Raw genomic sequence first — 20,861 nt, 5'->3', positions numbered from 1 at the left:
TGAGGGATTGGTCCCATAGTGAAATTATTCAGGAATAAAACCTGTCTCACAGCTAAGATTTGAGTTAGAAACTATGGCTATTAACCATGCTTAATGTTTAGGATTTCCAATGAATATATTCGACGTAAAACGTTACTTAATGTTAGTTGGCAATAAGACAAACCAATGTCAGCCAAAATCCTCGCTGAGAATTCAAAGGATTAATGCTACGCCATGAGCGAATTAGAATCTCTATCGACACTATACCGAGATGCTTGTGTCACCTATGCGACGCTCTCAATCAGTTATTTTGCCTTAAGTAAGAACAGTGCTTTTTCTTACAATGGGGACGTCTGGAAACGTATTCTATTTGGTGTCGCATCGGGACTGGTTTCACTTTATCTGAATCAGGACCAGTGGGTGATTTCAGGTGCGTTTTTCTATAGTTTCGAGTTGATTCCGATTATTTTGGTCACTTTCTATGGTGGTTGGTTAAGTAGCTTGACGGCATTGCTGATTAATTTTGCTTTCACAGGCTGGTTTACCCTCGACAATATTCTTATAACAATAATATTTATTCCGCTCATACTGTCACGAGTCTGGGAGCGAAAAAGCAATCGTATTTTTTATACCGCAATCCTCGCTATTGCGATTTATCGTATGGTCGTTGCTGTATTAGTTGCCCCGCATATTTTGACCTGGGCCCAGGTGATAGTATATCAACTGATTTCCGCGCTCTGTTTGGCTATTTGCTACCATGCACTGAATTTTAAAGAGCGTCATATCTCCGCCTATTTTTCGATGAAAAACCGGGCGAATATTGACAAATTAACCCAGCTAAATAACCGGGCAAGTATTGATTATCGATTAACGGCAATTCACAACAGCCGTCAGGCGTGTGGTTTAATGATTCTGGATCTGGACCATTTTAAGTCGGTGAATGACAGCTATGGTCATGACGGTGGTGATTTACTTCTAACAGAAGTGGGGAAGCTGCTGACGTCAATCATTCGCGATGAGGACTTTGTTGGCCGTTATGGCGGTGAAGAGTTTATTGTTATAACCCGCCGCCACGAACCACAAACGATTAAAGCGGTTGCCGAGCGAATTCTCCAACAAGTTGAGAATCTCGCGGTGGTTTTACCTGACGGACGTAAAATAAAGGCCACCATCTCGATTGGTGCGTCTCTTTATTTGCCTGGAATGTCGATGCTAAAAGCATTAAAAATGACGGATGAAGCACTTTATCAGGCGAAGAAACAAGGGCGCAATCAAGTGGTTTACAGCCGATTAATGCCATTTTCCCCATTGGGAGACCGCATAGATAAAGAGGGGCGCCGCCGTAAGTTGTAGAAACACCTTGGTGGGAATCACGAAAAAGGCTCTGACTTTCGTCAGAGCCTTTTGCTCGAATATGGCGGTGAGAGAGGGGTTCGAACCCTCGATACACTTACGCGTATACACACTTTCCAGGCGTGCTCCTTCAGCCACTCAGACACCTCACCGTTTGTTACCGCGCTAAGCACGGCAACGGGGCGGTACTATAGGGACCAGCAGGCAGATGGTCAAGCAGTATTTACCCGTTGCCATTCATCTGGTTATTCTGCATGCATATAGCGTAAATCACCGGCAAATTATAAGCAATCAACGCCAATTTTTCGCCTGCAGTGGTGAATCAACCATCACATAATCGGCACCGAGATCTTTAGCTAGCTGATAATCTTTTGCAGAGTTTATGCCAATCAGCAAAATTTTTGCATCTTCGCTCTGCTTGAAACAGTCCATTGCCTGTTGATTCCAAACCAATTGGGTCCGGGTTGTTCCTTTACCCAGGGTGAATTTCTCGACGACCTTTACCTCACGTCTTAATTCAAAGGCATAATGTCTATTCTGGTTGCTAATGAATGAATTACCCTTGTTTTTGGCTATTATACATTCATCTGCCATCACCGCAGTAGCTAAAATTTTACGGGTTTTATTACGTGTCTCGAATTTACTTATATAATCAGGTAGCGCATCAAGATATTTTTTCTCAGTAGAATAGAAAACAATGCGGTCAGGTGAGAGAATGCTTTCTCTCATTTCTGTTATGGCATTCGCTATTATTTTTGGATCTACATCAGGAGACTTAATATCTATAGTGAATCTTGCTTTTGGGAACGATAATAAAATATGATGTAATGAGGGGATCTTTACCCCCCATCCGCGGAATGTATACTGATCGTCACTTTTAAAGTGATAGGCCGCATCTAATAACTGTAATTCTTGCCAAGAGTGGTCAGAGACCAGGCCGCTGCCGTTAGTCAATTCGCTCAAATCTTTGGGCCGATATAGTACTAAAACACCATCTTTACTAAGTTGAACCGAGACCCAAATAATATCAGCATTATTTGATAACGCTTTACTGATGGCATGTCGAGTGTTCTCTGGGAAATCGGCTGTTCCTGCACGATGAGCAACGATTAACGGCGAGGCTGATAGGGGGTTAACACACAGGGTGAATAATAAAGAAATAAAATAAAATCGCTTATTTTTCATTTGATACCTCGATATGGGTTATTTCGGATTTATAATATTCCTTATCTTGTAACATGTAATATTGAACTGGAAATAAACCAATTAGTAATAGAGGCATTTAATAAAGTGATTATGTTTATACCCGTCATACTTCAAGCTGCATGTGCGTTGGCTACGCTCAATAATCTGAATCACTTACAAATGTAAGCCCATCGGGATTAATGAGCCTCATCCTTGAGGCTCACCCTACGGGCTAGCATAAATGCTGTACAAATCGGTTCCCGACCGATTTGTATTTCGTTTGCCGTCTTCCTGCAACTCGAATTATTTTGGGTATATATGTCTGAAACGATATTTGGCAGGAAATAAAGCTATCTAAAGGCGAAAAAAAACGGCAATCGGGTTAACAGGTTCAGGTATGAAACCAGACATGTTATCGATTGCCGCTTCGTTTGTCGTAGAAACCAAGGTTCATCTACAGACTAAATATGGCGGTGAGGGAGGGGTTCGAACCCTCGATACGCTTACACGTATACACACTTTCCAGGCGTGCTCCTTCAGCCACTCAGACACCTCACCGTGTTACAGCTATCAACTACGCTAAACGCTGTCGACCGGCGTAATGTAGGCAAAAGTGTGCCCAGCGTCAACCCTCTTATATTGGCTTTGTTACTGTTTAGCTAAAGTTACAGCAGTTTGCTGATTTCATCGTCATTTCTTGCGGGTAACACTTGCATCTGACCGTTAATCGCGGAAATCTATCAGGTACTTTCGCAAGGAGTTGGCAAATAATGAATATTATTTTTTATCACCCGTTTTTTGAAGCAAAACAGTGGTTGTCAGGCATACAATCTCGCTTGCCCACGGCGAAAATCAGGCAGTGGCGACGTGGTGATACACAACCAGCGGATTATGCTCTCGTCTGGCAGCCACCACAGGAAATGCTCGCCAGACGTGTTGAACTGAAAGGCATTTTTGCTTTAGGGGCGGGGGTCGATGCTATTTTGGATCAAGAGCGCCGCTCTCCGGGCACATTGCCAACCGGAGTGCCGCTGGTACGATTAGAAGACTCTGGTATGTCATTGCAAATGCAGGAGTATGTGGTAGCCGGTGTATTGCGATATTTCCGCCGAATGGATGAGTATCAACTGCAACAACAGCAGAAAGTGTGGCAACCGCTGGAGCCGCATCAGCATGATAAATTTACCATAGGTATTCTTGGGGCGGGGGTATTAGGTAAAAGCGTGGCCCACAAATTGGCTGAGTTTGGTTTTACCGTGCGTTGTTGGAGCCGTACACCAAAACAGATTGAGGGTATAACCAGTTTTGCCGGCAAAGAGAAACTATCGACTTTCCTGCAAGGGACACAATTATTGATTAATTTGCTGCCCAATACGCCCGAAACTGTCGGTATCTTGAACCAATCGCTGTTTTCACAATTGAATGCTAACGCTTATGTGATCAATATTGCGCGTGGTGCACATTTATTGGAGCGTGATCTATTAACTGCAATGAGTGTTGGGAGCGTTGCAGCGGCGACATTGGATGTATTTGCTGAGGAACCCTTACCGTCAATGCATCCTTTCTGGAGTCACCCACGCATCACTATTACACCGCATATTGCAGCGATAACCCTGCCGGAGATAGCGATGGATCAGGTAGTTGCCAATATTCAAGCCATCGAAGCGGGGAGAGTGCCAGCGGGCCTGGTCGATGTGGTACGAGGTTACTGATTTACATACTGACTCGGTTCGATGAGATATAGCGATAGCCCTGCAAGTAAGGGCTTTTAGCGCTGTTGATGAGAAGAATTCCTGCTATCATTAGCAGTCTATGCTTTACCTGCAAAAAAGCCATCCTGCCTTAAAAGACTTTGTGGAGTAGTCATGTATCCTGTTGATTTACATATGCATACCATCGCCAGCACCCATGCTTACAGCACCCTGCACGATTACATTGCCGAAGCTAAGTTAAAAAATATTAAGCTGTTTGCCATTACTGACCATGGCCCGGATATGGCTGATGCCCCGCATTACTGGCACTTTATGAACATGCGTGTCTGGCCACGGTTGGTAGATGGTGTGGGTATTTTGCGCGGTATTGAGGCTAATATTAAGAATTTGGACGGTGATATCGATTGTACCGGCCCGATGCTTGATGCCATCGACCTGCTAATTGCCGGCTTCCATGAGCCTGTATTCCCGCCTCAAGACAAAGCTGCCAATACTCAGGCAATGATTGCGGCCATGGCACAGGGGAATGTGCACATCATCAGTCATCCCGGTAATCCTAAATATCCTGTTGATATTCCAGCTATTGCTGAGGCAGCGGCAAAATACAATGTGGCGTTGGAGTTGAATAACTCGTCCTTTACGCATTCACGCAAGGGCAGCGAAGCGAACTGCCGGGCGATTGCTGAAGCGGTCCGTGATGCCGGTGGCTGGTTGGCATTAGGTTCTGACTCCCATATTGCCTATTCATTGGGGACTTTCGAACATTGTGAGCGGATTATTGCTGAGGTGAATTTCCCGCCAGACCGTATTTTGAATGTTAGCCCGCGCCGCTTACTGAATTACCTTGAGCAGCGTGGCCGCCCGGTAATCCCTGAGTTGGCTGATTTATAATATAAAGTATGTGACATTGTCACTTGTGGTTTAAATATTCATAAGAAACAGGAAGATGTAAATGAATGATTTCTCTCTGGTGTGCCGGGTTCTTGGGTCACTATTTTATCGCCAACCACAAGATCCGCTACTGGCCCCCCTTTTTGCGCTGATAAGTCAGGGCAAATTAGAGCAGCACTGGCCACTGGAACAAGGTGAGCTGCTGGCGCGTTTGCAACAAGAGTATCAGCCACCGGCGGTGGTCGCTGATTATAACGCGTTGTTCGTCGGCGATGATCGTAGCGTGTCACCTTATGGCAGCGATTATGAGGATGCTTGCCCAGAAGCTGAGGTCAGAGCGTTTTTGCAACAACGAGGGATGCCGCTGGGCGATGGCCCAACTGATCATTTTGGTGGGTTATTATTGGCAGCCTCTTGGTTGGAAGACCAAGCCGCAGAGGATGAGATTGCGGCTCAAACCGCACTGTTTAACGACTATTTACTGCCCTGGTGTGGTCGCTTTCTTGGCAAAGTAGAGGCCCACGCTAACACCGGCTTTTATCGGACGTTGGCTCAGTTGAGCCGCGAAGCGTTACAGGCGATGTGGGATGAGTTGTCTGAAGATACTTTGCCGAATTAAGTAACCCTCTTTGGATTAATGAGCCTCATTCTTTGAGGCTCACCCTGCGAGCCAGCATAAATACGGTTCAAACCGGTTCCCGACCGATTTGTCATTCGTTTACTGCAACGGCAATGACATTTGGTATCAGTGACGATGCAGCAAACGATAGCCTGTAAACCTCGCAGTGCAGCTAGTCAGTCAGTCAGTGGGATGACTAACTGGCCTGGTTTCACTTCTAAACCTTTTGCCAGCTTTTTCGCCATCCCTTCAGCTTTACTCTTTTCACTGTCCAACACATAGACCGGTTGCTGATTAAAGTAGGATTTCAACGACTGATTCAGATAAGGGGTCAGTGCTTTCATCACTGAATCCATTTTTTCTGGCTTAACGGTATAATCAGTCAATTCCATATCTTTTAGGAAGATAGCGCCTTTCTCACGATCGAATGTCGGTTGCGCTTTTAGTGTCAGCGTCATATCCGCACTTTGTGGGCCAAGGATCGAGGTAATGTCTACTTTGGCATTACCGGTTAAGGTCACTTTACCAGGCTCAGTACGGCCAATCTGGCTCTGCAATTGCGTCAAGATAATGTGGGCGTCAACCAGACCGGGTATGCCAATCTGCTTTTCATAGTTATTGTGTTTTTGCAGATATTCATTGATTTCCTGTTCGCTCAATGTGTATTGAGTTAATTGGTTACAGCCGACCAGTGTCGTGGTCACAATCAGCGCAGCAGCGCCCCACATTAATGTCTTCATCAAAACCTCATAGCAATATTTACTAAACAAACAAGATGGCGCATCACATCAAACCAGACAAACAGGCCAATAGTAACCGGTTAATCCACTGTTTTGTATTATTAACCATATTTGTTCAACCAAGGTTCAGTATTGCGGACAATAATGCGGCGGTGGGGGGCATCTGCCAATCGGATAACCCCGAATCAACGTTGGTTTGAAAAGAGAATAAAAAGATGCCAGAGAGGCTTGGCGACTCTGGCGCTAGTGCTAACGACAGAATAGTGCTAACTGCCGCTTAGCATGGCAGACTCGATACGGCGCTGATTAAACTGCCAGTAAAGCCCGGCCAGCGTAATTACCCCAATAACGCCCAGCAGGAACCAGGGTAACTCCGGCATTTCCAGCGTTCGGCCAGTATCGTACATCCAGCCGCCACCGGTATAGCCTAATGCTCCTCCCAACGCCAGCCCCAGACGGCTAAAGCCCATATAGCTGCCACGTGCGCGCGAGTCGGCCAGCGAAGCCCCCAGGGTTTCACGTGCGGGTTCAGCGATAATTGAACCTGTATAGAAGAAGCAAATGAACATAAACAGTGTTTGCAGGTGGGAAATCAAGCCGATCGGAAACAGGCTTAATGTCATGATTAATAGCCCAAACATGAGGCGCTGTTCGAGGCGAAAACGTTTCTCGCTCCAGCGAGCAAGTGGGTAAAGCAATGTCAAAGAAAGCGCGGCCTCAATGGCGTACATCCATTTAACGGCAGCAGGAGACCCCGCAATCTCATTTACCACGATCGGCAGCATGAGCATCACCTGTACCGACAGCATGTAATAGCCTGTTAGTGTCAGGACATAAGTCACAAAGCGGCGATCACGTAGCACCCGCATTAAACCTTCTTTCATTGGCGCACGCACGGTAGAAATGCGATACGCGGGCAGCAACCAAAGGTTCCAGCCTGCCGCTAAAATGAAGATTACCGCGCCAGTCCAACAGACAAAATGGAAGTCGTATTGCAGTAACCAACTGCCGATTAATGCGCCGATCACCGCACCTGCACTGTCTTGCATCATCAGCAGGGAGTAAAAACGGCCACGTTCATGGGGGCGGGTTAATTTGATAACCAAAGCGGTACGCGGCGGATCAAATAGGGTGCCACCTAAGCCAGATAGCGCACAAGCCAGCAGGAGTATCCAAGGTTCATCGGCCATTGCCATAAATGCAAAGCCAGCAGCCCGCATTAGCATGCCGGTAACAATCATTGGCTTGGCACCAAAACGGTCGGCAATGGCACCACCAAAGATGCCTAACCCTTGTTGGACAAGTTGCCTTAGCCCCAAGGCCAGGCCAACGAGCACCGCAGCCCAACCCAGTTGATCGACAAATCGGATAGAGATGAGTGGGAAGACAACGAAAAAACCCAACACAACTAATAAGTTATCAAGCAATAAAAAATACTTACCCAAGCTCCGAGCTTGCGATACCAAGGCCATGCTTCACCGTCAGAAATTAAATAAGGAGGGAATAAAAAACACGCTTATAGTTTGTACCCAAATTGCTAGAAACGATAGAGGGTAGATTGATAATATTTTTTTATCGTCAATACGTTACCTCATCGATTATTCATAATAAAATGCTTATTCACCGCTTTAACTACGTGATTTCATTGTGTCCTCGTGTGCAAAGTTTGCAAGGGCGGTTTTACGCAGGGTATGGGCAACAGGTATATTGAAGTAAAAGATTGTCGCTAAATTAAGTACAGAGTGCAGCCCAAGGGGAGCAGATGTTCGGCTATCATTCAGCAACACCTAAAATACGCCTGACGACGGACCGCATGTCATTGCGGTTGATTCATGAACGTGATGCCTACCGCATGGCTGAGTATTATGCTGAAAATCAGGTATTTCTCAAACCATGGGAACCCGTGCGCGATCAAAGTCATTGCATGCCTTCCGGTTGGCAGGCGCGGCTGGGTATGATCATGGAGCTACAAAAGCAGGGGAGCGCCTACTACTTTATTCTGCTGGACCCCGAAGAGAAAGAAGTGCGCGGAGTGGCTAACTTTAGCAATGTACTGCGAGGTTCGTTCCATGCCTGTTTTCTGGGTTATTCATTAGGTGAGCGCTGGCAGGGTCAGGGTTTAATGTTTGAAGCGTTGCAGCCGCTGATTCGCTATATGCAGCGGCAGGAACGGATGCACCGTATCATGGCTAATTATATGCCGCACAATCATCGCAGTGGCAATTTACTGGCACGCCTTGGATTTGAGCGTGAAGGTTACGCCAAGGATTATTTACTGATTGATGGTCAGTGGCGCGACCATGTGCTGACTGCTTTGACTAATAAAGAATGGACGCCAACTCGCTGAGGTCAGGATGAAACACAGTTTAAATGCACAGGAAGCCAGAGTTATTGGCTGTTTGCTAGAAAAACAAGTGACAACACCGGAGCAATATCCGATGTCGCTCAATGGCGTGACCGTCGCCTGTAACCAGAAAACCAACCGTGAACCGGTGATGGAGTTATCCGATTCGGAAGTCCAGCAGACACTGGATTTCTTGCTGAAAAAACACCTTATTCGCACCCAGAGCGGTAACCGAGTAATGAAGTACGAGCACCGTTTTTGCAACTCGGAATTTGGCAACCTAAAGTTCTCACCTGCTGAGTTGGCGGTGATTACCACGCTATTATTGCGTGGTGCACAAACACCAGGAGAGCTGCGTACTCGCACTAACCGGATGTATGAGTTTGCCGATGTTACTGAAACAGAAGAGGTATTGAACCAACTGGCAATCCGCGAAGATGGGCCATTTGTGGTGCGTTTAGCCCGTGAACCGGGTAAACGTGAAAGCCGCTTTATGCATCTTTTTAGTGGTGAGGTGGCCCCGGCCTTGGCAATAGCAGAGAGTGCTGAAGGAGAAAGCAGCGCCCTTGAGGAGAGAGTTGCCCAACTTGAACGGCAAGTGGTCGCACTGACACGTCGGTTGGATGAAGTATTGATTCAGTTGGATGATTAATAAGGATCCTATGAAAAAGCTACGTATTGGTATTGTCGGTTTGGGCGGTATTGCACAAAAGGCCTATTTACCTATTTTGACTCAAGCACGGGACTGGCAACTGGTTGGTGCGTTCTCCCCCAATCAAATCAAAGCACAACCTGTGTGTGACAGCTATCGGATGCGCTATTTTTCTCGATTAGATACGTTAGCTGCTGAATGCGATGCTATTTTTGTTCACAGCAGTACTGCCAGCCATTTTAAGGTGGTCAGTGAACTGTTGCAGGCAGGGATTCATGTTTATGTCGATAAACCGCTGGCCGAAACACTGGAGCAATCCGAACAATTGATAGCACTGGCCGCGAAACGGCACTTGGCACTGATGGTCGGGTTTAACCGACGTTTTGCTCCGCTATACCAACAACTGAAACAACAAGTCATTCACCCGGCATCGCTGCGGATGGAGAAACATCGCCAGAACAGTGTGGGGCCGAATGATCTGCGCTTTACCTTGCTTGATGATTATCTGCATGTGGTGGATACCGCTCTGTGGCTTGGTGGCGAAGCGGCAAAGCTGCTGAGTGGAACGCTTCAGACAAATGCGTTGGGACAGATGCTGTATGCAGAACACCATTTTCAAGCGGGCAATGGTCTGATAACTACCAGTATGCACCGCCACGCAGGGACCCAGCGGGAAAGCGTGCAAGCCGTCAGTACGGCTGCCTGTTATCAGGTTAGTAATATGAGCCACTGGCAGCAGGAGTCGGATGGGCAGGTGATAAGTTTGCCGGTAGCCAGTTGGCAAACCACCTTAGACCTGCGAGGCTTTACTGGGGCAGTGCAGCATTTTATTGATGCAGTAAGCAACCAAACGGCACCACAAGTTTCGGGTGATGAAGCTATTTATGCGCAGCGAATGATAGAGCAAATTTTACAGCAGGATACTGTTCAATAAGTCGATAATGCAAAGCAAAATGGCGCAAAAAGCGGGCTAAGTCAGTAATTTGTTACACCTTGCGATGGATATTCATCGCCGGATACGTAGACTGGCGGCTGTGTTCACACCGTTTCAGGGGCACCTTAATTTCGGTACCTCAACAATTGGGTAGAAGCGACGCCTGCTAATTGCAGGCGTTGATATTTACGGCGAATTAAAAACAGATCGGAAAACAGATCAGAACCCCATATCAGACAACCTATGAATCTACTGAAATCACTGGCAGCCGTCAGTTCCATGACCATGTTTTCCCGCGTATTAGGCTTTGCCCGTGATGCGATAGTGGCGCGGGTTTTTGGTGCCGGGATGGCAACGGATGCCTTCTTTGTGGCATTTAAATTGCCTAATCTATTGCGGCGAATATTCGCGGAAGGGGCATTCTCACAGGCTTTTGTCCCCATACTGGCCGAATATAAAAGTCAACAGGGCGAGGAGGCAACCCGCACTTTCATTGCTTACGTCTCTGGTCTGTTAACCCTGATACTGGCAGTAGTGACTGTTTTGGGGATGTTGGCCGCGCCTTGGGTGATTTTTATTACGGCTCCCGGCTTTACTGATACACCTGATAAGTTTGCGTTAACCTCCGCGCTGCTGAGAGTGACTTTCCCTTATATTCTGCTAATTTCGCTGGCCTCCTTAGTGGGGGCGATCCTTAATACCTGGAATCGTTTTTCTATTCCTGCTTTTGCGCCCACTTTCCTTAATATCAGCATGATAGGTTTTGCGCTGTTTGCCGCACCCTATTTCAATCCACCAGTCATGGCGCTGGCCTGGGCGGTGGTGGTTGGCGGGGTGCTGCAATTAGGCTATCAACTCCCTCATCTGAAGAAGATTGGCATGTTGGTGCTGCCACGGTTATCACTGCGAGATGCTGGCGTCTGGCGAGTTATGCGCCAAATGGGGCCGGCGATCCTTGGTGTGTCAGTCAGCCAAATCTCTTTGATTATTAATACCATTTTTGCTTCATTCTTGGTGTCAGGTTCCGTTTCCTGGATGTATTACGCTGACCGTTTGATGGAGTTTCCGTCGGGGGTGCTGGGCGTGGCGCTTGGCACGATTTTATTGCCCTCACTGGCAAAAAGTTTCTCCAGTGGCAATCATGATGAATATTCCCGACTAATGGATTGGGGACTAAGGTTATGTTTCCTATTGGCGTTGCCAAGTGCTGTTGCATTAGGGATTTTAGCTAAACCGTTGGTGGTGTCATTATTCCAATACGGTAAATTCAGTGCTTTTGATGCGGCAATGACGCAACGGGCGTTAGTGGCCTATTCCATTGGTTTAATGGGGCTGATTGTAGTGAAAGTGTTGGCACCCGGTTTTTACTCGCGTCAGAATATTAAAACGCCGGTGAAAATTGCCATTATCACACTGATATTGACCCAAGTAATGAACCTGATATTCATCGGGCCGCTCAAGCATGCTGGGTTATCACTCTCTATTGGGTTGGGGGCCTGCCTTAATGCCAGCTTGCTATATTGGCAGCTGCGTAAACAGAAAATATTCCAGCCACAACCGGGTTGGGCCGTATTTCTAACCAAGCTGGTTATCGGTGTTGTGGTGATGTCGGCCGTGTTACTGGGGCTGCTCTGGGTGATGCCTGCGTGGGATGTGGGGGGGATGGCCTATCGCTTGTTACGGTTGTCTGCTGTCGTTGCCGCAGGGGTGATTGCCTATTTTGCCGCGCTGGCATTACTCGGATTTAAAATTCGGGATTTTGCCCGCAGAACATCCTGAGTCAATCAATCCAAATATAATTATAGATTAAATAAATAATCTAACCAAAGCCCCGATATTTCTCGGGGCTTTTTTTATCTTTTAACGACGCTGTTTTATTGGTTTACATAATAAAAATTTTATTTCTATTAAATAAATGCATCTAAATCGACTAATTATATTACTAATCATTAAAAAGCATCTCATTAGCTTATCATGTACTTTATTGGGCTTGGGTATTATGTATTTTGAATGGGTGTTGATATGCACATCAATTTAAATAAATTCGTTCATATTGACCTTTCACAGTATGTGATTCAATTCGTCTTTATGTTTATGAAATATTTAAAATGTACACTCAAGGTATTTGATAAATGCTTATTATACGGCTATCTATTTTAATCGCTTTTTTCATTTGTAATATTGCCCAGGCAGATAAGACTGACTTGATCGAAAATGATAAAAGAAAACAGTGCCTGGCAATGTCAGGAATTTTTGTTCAAGGGAATACACTTATTTCATTAAAGGATATAGAACGACTCATTAATATCGAAAATGACTGTATTACAAATAATGATATTAACACTCTGGCTAAAGACATTACCAAAGAGTATATAAAAAAAGGCTATATTGCTGCTCGCGTCAAATTTATACCTATAAATGCGCAGGGACAGCTTGGGCTGCGTGTGACTGAAGGTATTGTTGAAAGAATTGCCGGTGGGGATAAACGAACAGATCACAAAATGCTATTTCCTAGCGTGGTGGGTAAACCACTCCAGGTAGCACAGCTTGATCAAGCCATCGATCAGGCCAACAAATTGCAATCTAACCAAGTTACTCTGGATATATTACCGGGCAGTAATGAAAATGGCTCAATTATTCTGATAAAAAACAAACCGTCTACGTCATGGCACTTATCAGGTTCAGTCGATAATTATGGTTATAAAAATATTGACGAGTGGAAGAAAAAAATATCTTTTACCCTGGATAGCCCACTCGGACTGTCAGATGTGATCAGCATTAGCCTGAATAGAACATTAGACAGCCAAAGAGTACGTTATAAAAATGAAACTACTCTATTTTATTCAATCCCTTATGGTGCTTTTACATTTAGTGCTTTTATCAACCAAATGCAGTATAGGCGCTATGAAACACTGACTTACAATAGGGTTAAACTTCATGGGGATGTAAGAGACATTAATTTTCGCTCTGAATATACATTTGATCGCAGTAAAAACAAGATAAACACACTCAGTGTGCAGTTAAAAAACAAGAAAATAAATACCCGTTTTAATGATAAGAAAATCGAGGTAAGTAGTTACCAATTGACTACGCTGCAACTTGGTTTAAATCAATTATTCATTATGCCCACAAGTGCAATTAATATTAATTCTTATATAGAAAGAGGTGTGCCATGGTTCACTAATGATAAAGTTCGTGGTCATAAAAAGGTGTTTAAAATAGATAATGGATTCACAAAAGGAGGTGTCAATTTTAATTTAAATTACGGCTTTCTGGTCCTTAATTCACGGTATCAACTAAACAGTATTTTATCCGGACAATATAGTCATGGTCAATTGCCTGGCTCGGAGGAATTCAACATAACAGAACGTAATGCTATTCGCGGATTTAGCCGGGGAGCGAGTAAAGGGCAATTAGGTTGGTATACAAAAAATACACTTTCACGACATGTATCGAGGGCCAATTTAACCTTTATACCTCGCGTGGGTATAGATGTTGGGCGGGTATTGCAACGTGATAATAAACAAGGCTGGCAAAGCAACGCCGGTTTGAGTGCCGGAGTCACGCTTTACTACAAGAAGGTAAATCTTGATGTCGAGGTAAGTCGTGGTTGGCTGTTATCAGATAGTTCCGGCCGTAAAGAACCTGTCCAGATATTAGGTCGGCTAAGCTACGCATTTTAATATTAATACAATATTGATTAAAAAATTAATAAGGGTAATAACTCATGAGAAAAAAAGAATTTAAACTTTCACCAGCAGGAAAATTAACCGTTCTATTGGCGATGATGCTAACGCCAATATCTGTTATTCACGCAGCGGAGTCGAGTCTGGCAGCGACAGCAGGGGCGCATGGCCCTGATATCCATGTTGCTACCAATGGGGTGCCAGTGATTAATATCGCCCCACCTTCGGCATCGGGAATGTCTCACAATCAGTATGAGGCGTTCAATGTAGGCCGTGAAGGAGCGGTATTTAATAACTCCTTGGAAAGTGTTAATTCAAATGCGGGGCAACTCGGTGCCAACCCCAATCTGCAAGGCAACGCAGCCAGTTTGATTCTAAATGAAGTGGTTGGTCGTAATGCCTCGCTGTTATTGGGGCGGCAGCAAGTTGTTGGTATGGCCGCTGACTACGTTCTGGCAAATCCGAATGGTATTAGCTGTGATGGGTGTAGCTTTGATCCTAATTTCAATCAGGTAACCCTGGTGGTGGGTCAGTCGGTGGTAAATAACGGGGCATTACAGCAATTTGATACTGCAAACAACACACAAAGAATGACAATAAAGAACACCGCTGCCACCGATCTGGCTAATGTATTGACGTTAATTACCCCGACTATCGATGCTGACAGTGCTATTCGGGCGGCTAAGGATGTTAATGTTATTGTTGGGCAAAACAGGGTTTCTAGCCAAAATGAAGTACTCCAGTCTGATACTACAGAAGCCCACGAGACTATGATTGACGGATATTTCCTTGGCAGCATTGCGGCAAATCGTATTCAACTCATCGATACCCGTAAAGAGAGTGGTTTGACATTGGTGGGGGATATCACTGCCCAAGAGGAACTAAATATCAATGCAGCGGGCACCATCTGGCTACAAAGCGATGTTGTAAAGGGAGAATCTATTGATCTACAAGCCAAGAATATAATCATGGCTAAAGACCCTGTATCCACAAAAGGATCGAATAAAACAGACGAACTTATTTTTGTGGACAGCAGTAATATTAACATTACCGCAAGCGAAAATAACCAATTAACCGGTGTTACATTTAGGGCACATGATGTATTAGTCAAAGGCTCTACCGTAATCATTGAGGGTTTGGCGCGTGAAAAGAAAACCATTATAGATTCAGATAAACAGGGTGATGGCATTGGTGATAAAATTACCGAATATACTCAAAGTGTGAAGAAATTCGACGAGAGTTTAATACTCGGTATCGATAGTTTAAATATTGAGGCTACTGATGGAGATTTGGTTATAAAAGGCACGAATCTAAAAAGTGGCGGTGACACAAAATTGGATGCAAGTCGTGATTTGCTTCTCAGCGGGCATATTGGCAAGGAAACGACTGATAAATTAGTTGTAATGAACGATCTGGGGGGGGATCTAAAAAATGGCAATACAAGAGAATTAATTACATTTGAGACGTTAGGTAAAACAAATATATATGCTAATGGAAATGCTGAGTTGAAGGCTGGGCGGAACATCAATATTGCTGGCGTGAAAGTTAATGTAGATGGCTATCTTAAATTAAATAGTGGTAATAATATTAGCGTAAATCCACAAAAAATTGAAAATTCCAAAGTGAGTTATACGGGCTTTACTCAATGGGACGCGTTAGGAGGCAGTGAAAGAGATTCAGATAAAAAATATACTTATATCAATGAACCGTCAGAGTTATCTAGCAACAAGGTTTATATCAACGCCAATGAAAATATTTCTATTATTGCTAGTAAAGTTAATGCGTTAAATGATACATCGATTAAAGCGTCAGGCGATCTGATTTTGGCAGGGGTACTTAATAAAACAAGCGAACGCTCTAGCAAAGAAACAGGTGTTGCATTTAATATTATCATAGATTCTAACAACAAGAAGAACAGCAATGAGCGTTTTATTGATACTGAGATAACATCAGGGAACGGCGTTGCTTTAGATTCAAATAATGTCTTTATTGATGGTGCATTGGTTAATACTCGCGGTAAATTAGACATCGATGCCAAGGGTAACTTCGTTGTCACGGCAGCTCGCCAACAACAACAAAGTGATGAACAAGACAGTCGTCTTAGTTGGGAATGGTTCGCTAAGAAACAGAAAGATAAGCAATACCGGGCAGGGTTTGAAATTAAACATGTTAATAACAAAGAAAAAAACAGTAAAACAAAGAGTCATTTTGCCACATTAATGGGAAAGACAATCAATATTAATGCGGATAAAGACATTAGGTTTTACGGTACTGCGATAAAAACAAATCAGGGGGACTTGGCGTTATCGGCTAAAGAAGGGATCCAGTTCCTGGCTGCAATTGATTCCAATATGACGGATAAAGAGCGTACCATTTACTCCGGTGGTGCACATTATGATGGCGGAATAGATAAATTTGGTAGTGGTGTTGAAGGTAAATATAGTAATAATAAGAGCCATGAGCTAACTAATACCAGTATTGGCGCAAAGACTGATATAAATGGAAATATGACGATTACTGCTGGAGAGGATATCACTCATCAGGGCGCTCAGCATCAGGTTAGTGGGAAATATTATGAAAGAGCGAAAAATATCTATCATATGGCCAGCAATGATAAAACTATCAGTAACAGCACTGAAAAAGAAATTAAAGCAGGGCTAGGTTTTAATATTAATTACAGTAAATATACCCGGCAAATAGAAAAAGTCATAAAGGACCCTGCGAATGTACTTCATCATTTAGGCGGCACAGGGAGTATCAAAGGAATTTCAGATCCTAACGTTGGTGTGGATATCTATGCCAGTGGTGGTAAGACGACTAAATCAGGTCTCAGCTCATTGGCTTCAGTAACAGAAATAGCCGCCGCAGATATTACTTTGCTTGCCAGAGAAAATATCATTGATGATGGCACACAGTATCACGCCAAGGGTATTAATAAGCAAGGCGGACTGTTTAGTTTGGACGCAGGCCATCATTTCAGTCATGCAGCAATAAACTCCAGTCAAAATAATATTGAAAATGAGAAGGGGGAAGGCGCGATTCGGGTCTCAACCATGACAGGTAAAGACATAAAAGTAGCATTATCAGCCGCAGGCGAGACGTCTGAAAAAGATAGCGCGAGCAGCGTGTTGTTACCCTCATCTATTAAGGCGGGTAGTAATGTGCTGATTAACACAATTGGCAATGCCTATTATCAAGCGACGGAAATCTCTTCTGAGCAAGGGGGGATTCATATTAAATCTGGTGGGGATATACATTTTGATCAGGTCATTGATAACCGCAGTAATAACGCCACAGGCACTCATGGGAAAGGTAAATTAGCCGTAGGCGGTGGTGTGGGGTCTAAAGAGTTGCGCCTTGAATTGGGAGGAGGTTACCAAAAGAGTCATGGACATGAGTCAAATGCTAAAGTGGGTCAAATAAAGGCACGGCATGCTGTCACTTTAGATGCGAGTAACATTACTCTCATTGGGACTAAAATAGGTAATGAAAAAGCCAAGGTTGGCAATGTTCAGATGATGGCAGGTCAAAAATTAATATTAGGAGCCTCGCTGTCAGACAGCGCTAATAATGGTCTTAAAGCCGGTGGGAATATCAGAGTCGGAGGTAAGGTCGCCGCTTCTGAGACTGATAGCAGCAAAATGGGTTTCATTGGCGGTGATGGCAATGCAGATAAAGTCAATGAATCCAAAGTGGTCCGTAAAGGAATGAATATATACAGTGCCGGGGTGGTTTCATTGCAGGCGCACAGTGATGATAATCAGGCGATTTATACTCAAGGGCTACAGGTTGATGCAAAAAAAATGGATATCAATACCAATCAAGGGGGCATATTGATGGAGTCTGCGCTAACTGTGTTGCCAAAAGATAATTGGAACTTTGATATTAATGCCGACTTAGTGCTAACCGGTAAGTTTAATAAAGACAGCAATGGTCTTGTTGATAAAAATAGTAGCAGTAAAAGTCATTATACTGGTGCAGGAATAAAAGTGGCTGTCGATAAGCAAGATGTCGTTGAGCACCAAAACACCCATATAAAGACGGGCACTTTCACACTCAAAAGTCATAAAGATACCCGCATGTTGGGTGCTGATGTCTCGGCAGATATCGCACTCGTTGATGTCGGTGGTGATCTCAATATAGAAAGCCGGAAAGATAAACAAGATATCACGGAGGTATTGGTCAATTTTGCCCTGAGTCATACAAATGATAAAAATAGCAGTGTGATCAGCAATCTATCGAAAATTGGCACCAAGCGCTTTGAGGGGGAAATTAAGAATGTGTTAACCAAGGGTATTAATAAAATGGGTACCGCATACAATAAAAAATTTCCGGCCAAAGATACCATGGGAGGTGTTAGTTTTAGCAAAGATAAGCAAACTGTAGCATTGCCGCCACTATCAAACAAAACTCACTCACGAAACCTCGCAGATAAGACGGCCCGTTTTCTTGGCGATAAATTTAAAACAGGATTAACCGGCCCTGCTGGATTCGCAGGCCATGCTAATTTAGATGTCAATATAGTTAAAAATGATGCCGTCGATCATCTGTCAGGTATTTTTGCGCAAAAAATCGCTGATATTAAGGTGTTAGGAAAAACGACATTGATCGCCGCTCAAATAAATAACGCGGAGAGTAAAGTTATTGCTAATATCAAAGAACTGCACGTGGGGAATATAAGTAATAGCTATCATCAGGGTGGTGGTGGTTTTAATCTTGCATCTACTATCCTGGGTGTCGCCCGTGGCACCCTCGCTGATGCAGATTCAGGGAAAAAGTTACTGATACGCGCACCCTATAATACTAACAAGAATAACAATATTCAGGGCGGAATTTTTAATTATTCAAGCGGAGAGTTTATTATGCCTGACGTCCCTGAGAGTAATTAGCGGTCGGTGATTTAATCTGCTGGCTCGTATTATAACAAAGGCACCTAAAGGTGCCTTTTCACTGATATACCCGCCGCCCTGTATTTTGCCGGGCGACGAGAATCGAGAATATAGATGTAGCTACCAATTACATCCGTTCTACCGTCTGAATACCTAAAGTATCCAGACCTTGCTTCAGTGTTTTTGCTGTCAGCATCGCCAGTTTTAGGCGGCTTTGGCGGATCTCTTCACTTTCTGCATTCAGGATCTGGCAGTGTTCGTAGAAGCTGGAGAACAAGCCTGCTAAATCATACAGGTATGAACACATCACATGTGGTGTGCCTTCACGGGCCACCGTGGTGATGACCTCTTCAAACTGCAACAGGCGGGTAGCCAGTGCTGCTTCACGGTCTTCAGTGATAACCAATGGCAATGTCAGGTTGCTTTCATCAATACCGGCACGCTTAAATACTGAAACCACGCGGGTATAAGCATATTGCATATAAGGCGCCGTGTTACCGTCCAGTGCCAGCATGTTATCCCAGTCGAAGATATAGTCAGTGGTGCGGCTCTTAGACAAGTCGGCATATTTCACCGCACCAATACCAACGGCGTCCACCACCTGCTTCAGTTCATCTGCGGGCATATCAGGATTTTTCTCGGCAATCAATTTGCCGGCACGCTCGATAGCTTCATCCAATAAATCGGCAAGCTTCACTGTACCGCCGGAGCGCGTCTTAAACGGTTTACCGTCTTTACCCAGCATCATGCCAAACATATGGTGCTCAAGGGGTACTGACTCAGGAACATAACCGGCTTTACGAACGATAGTCCAGGCCTGCATCAGATGCTGGTGCTGACGGGTATCGATGTAATACAGCACGCGGTCTGCGCCCAAGGTTTCATAGCGATATTTGGCACAAGCGATATCTGTGGTGGTGTAGAGGTAACCGCCATCCTTTTTCTGAATGATGACGCCCATTGGCTCACCATCTTTATTTTTATACTCATCCAGATACACCACGGTTGCGCCTTCGCTTTCCACCGCCAGCCCTTTGGCTTTCAGATCAGCAACAATACCCGGCAACATGGCGTTATACAGGCTTTCACCCATTACATCATCTTTGGTCAGTGTGACATTTAACCGATCGTAGGCAATCTGGTTTTGCGCCATGGTGATATCCACCAACTTGCGCCACATCTGACGGCAATACTCGTCACCGCCTTGCAGTTTCACTACATAAGCGCGGGCGCGTTGGGCAAACGCTTCATCTTCGTCATAGGTTTTCTTGGCTTGCTGATAGAAAAGCTCCAGATCCGATAAGCCCATATCACTGGCATTTTCGTTCTGCATCTTTTCCAAATAGGCAATCAACATGCCGAACTGGGTTCCCCAGTCACCCACGTGGTTAGCGCGAATAACATTGTGGCCCAGAAACTCTAAAGTGCGCACCGCTGCATCGCCGATGATGGTTGAACGCAGGTGGCCGACATGCATCTGTTTAGCCACGTTGGGTGCCGAGTAGTCAACCACGATAGTTTGCGGTTCTACCGGTGCAACACCGAGTTTCGGTGCCGTCAGCGCATGTTCTACTTTTTCTGCAACCCATTGGCGGTCCAGAAAAATATTGATAAAACCGGGGCCGGCAATCTCAACTTTGCTGGCAATGCCTGAAAGATCAAGCAGCTCGATGACTTTTTCTGCCAGTTGCCTTGGTTGCATGCCAAGTTTTTTGGCAACGGCCATTACACCATTAGCTTGATAATCGCCAAATTGAGCTTTAGCAGATTGGCGAACCTGAGCTTCGCTATCTGCTGGAGCACCTGCTGCAATCAGCGCCTGGCTGACTTTATCTGAGAGAAGAGCCTGAATATTCACCGGGTTACCTTAATTACGC

The 20,861-nt window shown here is 44.8% G+C and carries 14 protein-coding genes and 2 tRNA genes; 10 read left to right on the top strand and 6 right to left on the bottom strand.

Annotated features, from left to right (window positions below; genetic code table 11):
• The first annotated feature begins 213 nt into the window (after window positions 1–213).
• The gene (locus A6J66_006705; protein PNM23916.1) at window positions 214–1,332 is read left to right on the top strand and encodes a GGDEF domain-containing protein; all 1,119 of its coding nucleotides are present in this window, start codon (window positions 214–216) and stop codon (window positions 1,330–1,332) included.
• 62 nt (window positions 1,333–1,394) lie between these two features.
• On the opposite strand, the gene A6J66_006700 is transcribed toward A6J66_006705, so the two are convergent.
• The 3 genes from A6J66_006700 to A6J66_006690 form a co-directional block, all read right to left on the bottom strand.
• Window positions 1,395–1,484: transfer RNA gene (locus tag A6J66_006700), tRNA-Ser, on the bottom strand.
• Between the two features lie 139 nt (window positions 1,485–1,623).
• Window positions 1,624–2,517 carry a glycerophosphodiester phosphodiesterase gene (locus A6J66_006695; GenBank protein ID PNM23915.1) on the bottom strand — a complete coding sequence of 298 codons (894 nt, stop codon included), beginning with the start codon at window positions 2,515–2,517 and terminating at the stop codon, window positions 1,624–1,626.
• A gap of 468 nt (window positions 2,518–2,985) precedes the next feature.
• Window positions 2,986–3,075, bottom strand: a tRNA-Ser gene (locus A6J66_006690).
• Window positions 3,076–3,287: 212 nt separating this feature from the next.
• Between A6J66_006690 and A6J66_006685 the strand changes: the two genes are divergently transcribed.
• The 3 genes from A6J66_006685 (at window position 3,288) to A6J66_006675 (ending at window position 5,739) form a co-directional block, all read left to right on the top strand.
• A complete protein-coding gene (locus tag A6J66_006685) occupies window positions 3,288–4,229 on the top strand; it encodes a glyoxylate/hydroxypyruvate reductase GhrA (protein ID PNM23914.1) in 942 nt (313 codons plus the stop codon).
• A gap of 153 nt (window positions 4,230–4,382) precedes the next feature.
• Complete coding sequence (locus tag A6J66_006680) at window positions 4,383–5,120, top strand: phosphatase (protein ID PNM23913.1); 738 nt, start codon at window positions 4,383–4,385, stop codon at window positions 5,118–5,120.
• Between the two features lie 61 nt (window positions 5,121–5,181).
• Entirely contained in the window at window positions 5,182–5,739 is a 558-nt protein-coding gene (locus A6J66_006675; protein ID PNM23912.1) for a molecular chaperone, read from the top strand.
• Window positions 5,740–5,915: 176 nt separating this feature from the next.
• Here the strand turns inward: A6J66_006675 and A6J66_006670 are convergent, their stop codons facing one another.
• Together A6J66_006670 and A6J66_006665 are read right to left on the bottom strand one after the other, a co-directional pair.
• Window positions 5,916–6,479, bottom strand: a complete 564-nt coding sequence (locus A6J66_006670; GenBank protein ID PNM23911.1) for a hypothetical protein — start codon at window positions 6,477–6,479, stop codon at window positions 5,916–5,918.
• 266 nt (window positions 6,480–6,745) lie between these two features.
• The gene (locus A6J66_006665; GenBank protein ID PNM23910.1) at window positions 6,746–7,951 is read right to left on the bottom strand and encodes a multidrug transporter MdtH; all 1,206 of its coding nucleotides are present in this window, start codon (window positions 7,949–7,951) and stop codon (window positions 6,746–6,748) included.
• A gap of 290 nt (window positions 7,952–8,241) precedes the next feature.
• On the opposite strand from A6J66_006665, the gene A6J66_006660 reads away from it, so the two are divergent.
• From A6J66_006660 to A6J66_006635, 6 genes are all read left to right on the top strand, one after another.
• Entirely contained in the window at window positions 8,242–8,826 is a 585-nt protein-coding gene (locus A6J66_006660) for a 30S ribosomal protein S5 alanine N-acetyltransferase (protein PNM23909.1), read from the top strand.
• A gap of 7 nt (window positions 8,827–8,833) precedes the next feature.
• Window positions 8,834–9,475 (top strand): DUF480 domain-containing protein, encoded by a 642-nt coding sequence (locus A6J66_006655; GenBank protein PNM23908.1) that lies wholly within the window; start codon window positions 8,834–8,836, stop codon window positions 9,473–9,475.
• A gap of 10 nt (window positions 9,476–9,485) precedes the next feature.
• Window positions 9,486–10,409, top strand: a complete 924-nt coding sequence (locus A6J66_006650; protein PNM23907.1) for a gfo/Idh/MocA family oxidoreductase — start codon at window positions 9,486–9,488, stop codon at window positions 10,407–10,409.
• Window positions 10,410–10,652: 243 nt separating this feature from the next.
• Window positions 10,653–12,188 carry a murein biosynthesis integral membrane protein MurJ gene (gene mviN / locus A6J66_006645; protein PNM23906.1) on the top strand — a complete coding sequence of 512 codons (1,536 nt, stop codon included), beginning with the start codon at window positions 10,653–10,655 and terminating at the stop codon, window positions 12,186–12,188.
• Window positions 12,189–12,541: 353 nt separating this feature from the next.
• Window positions 12,542–14,092 (top strand): hemolysin activation protein, encoded by a 1,551-nt coding sequence (locus A6J66_006640; protein PNM23905.1) that lies wholly within the window; start codon window positions 12,542–12,544, stop codon window positions 14,090–14,092.
• A 44-nt stretch (window positions 14,093–14,136) separates the two neighbouring features.
• Complete coding sequence (locus A6J66_006635) at window positions 14,137–18,984, top strand: hemolysin (protein PNM23904.1); 4,848 nt, start codon at window positions 14,137–14,139, stop codon at window positions 18,982–18,984.
• Window positions 18,985–19,111: 127 nt separating this feature from the next.
• Here A6J66_006635 and A6J66_006630 read toward each other — a convergent pair whose 3' ends face one another.
• Window positions 19,112–20,842, bottom strand: a complete 1,731-nt coding sequence (locus A6J66_006630; protein PNM23903.1) for an arginine--tRNA ligase — start codon at window positions 20,840–20,842, stop codon at window positions 19,112–19,114.
• Window positions 20,843–20,861: the final 19 nt, after the last annotated feature.

The organism is Yersinia enterocolitica (assembly GCA_002082245.2).
Taxonomy (GTDB): Bacteria; Pseudomonadota; Gammaproteobacteria; order Enterobacterales; family Enterobacteriaceae; genus Yersinia; species Yersinia enterocolitica_E.
The sequence above is the reverse complement of the archived record's forward strand: the minus strand, read 5'-3'. Positions and strand labels throughout refer to the sequence as shown.

What these genes read in the sequence shown, in the direction of transcription:
- A6J66_006640 (PNM23905.1), top strand. Translation starts at nt 12,542, where the DNA reads ATGCTTATTATACGGCTATCTATTTTAATCGCTTTTTTCATTTGTAAT.
- A6J66_006685 (PNM23914.1), top strand. Translation starts at nt 3,288, where the DNA reads ATGAATATTATTTTTTATCACCCGTTTTTTGAAGCAAAACAGTGGTTG.
- A6J66_006675 (PNM23912.1), top strand. Translation starts at nt 5,182, where the DNA reads ATGAATGATTTCTCTCTGGTGTGCCGGGTTCTTGGGTCACTATTTTAT.
- mviN (PNM23906.1), top strand. Translation starts at nt 10,653, where the DNA reads ATGAATCTACTGAAATCACTGGCAGCCGTCAGTTCCATGACCATGTTT.
- A6J66_006665 (PNM23910.1), bottom strand. Translation starts at nt 7,951, where the DNA reads ATGGCCTTGGTATCGCAAGCTCGGAGCTTGGGTAAGTATTTTTTATTG.
- A6J66_006680 (PNM23913.1), top strand. Translation starts at nt 4,383, where the DNA reads ATGTATCCTGTTGATTTACATATGCATACCATCGCCAGCACCCATGCT.
- A6J66_006705 (PNM23916.1), top strand. Translation starts at nt 214, where the DNA reads ATGAGCGAATTAGAATCTCTATCGACACTATACCGAGATGCTTGTGTC.
- A6J66_006655 (PNM23908.1), top strand. Translation starts at nt 8,834, where the DNA reads ATGAAACACAGTTTAAATGCACAGGAAGCCAGAGTTATTGGCTGTTTG.
- A6J66_006650 (PNM23907.1), top strand. Translation starts at nt 9,486, where the DNA reads ATGAAAAAGCTACGTATTGGTATTGTCGGTTTGGGCGGTATTGCACAA.
- A6J66_006670 (PNM23911.1), bottom strand. Translation starts at nt 6,479, where the DNA reads ATGAAGACATTAATGTGGGGCGCTGCTGCGCTGATTGTGACCACGACA.
- A6J66_006660 (PNM23909.1), top strand. Translation starts at nt 8,242, where the DNA reads ATGTTCGGCTATCATTCAGCAACACCTAAAATACGCCTGACGACGGAC.
- A6J66_006695 (PNM23915.1), bottom strand. Translation starts at nt 2,517, where the DNA reads ATGAAAAATAAGCGATTTTATTTTATTTCTTTATTATTCACCCTGTGT.
- A6J66_006635 (PNM23904.1), top strand. Translation starts at nt 14,137, where the DNA reads ATGAGAAAAAAAGAATTTAAACTTTCACCAGCAGGAAAATTAACCGTT.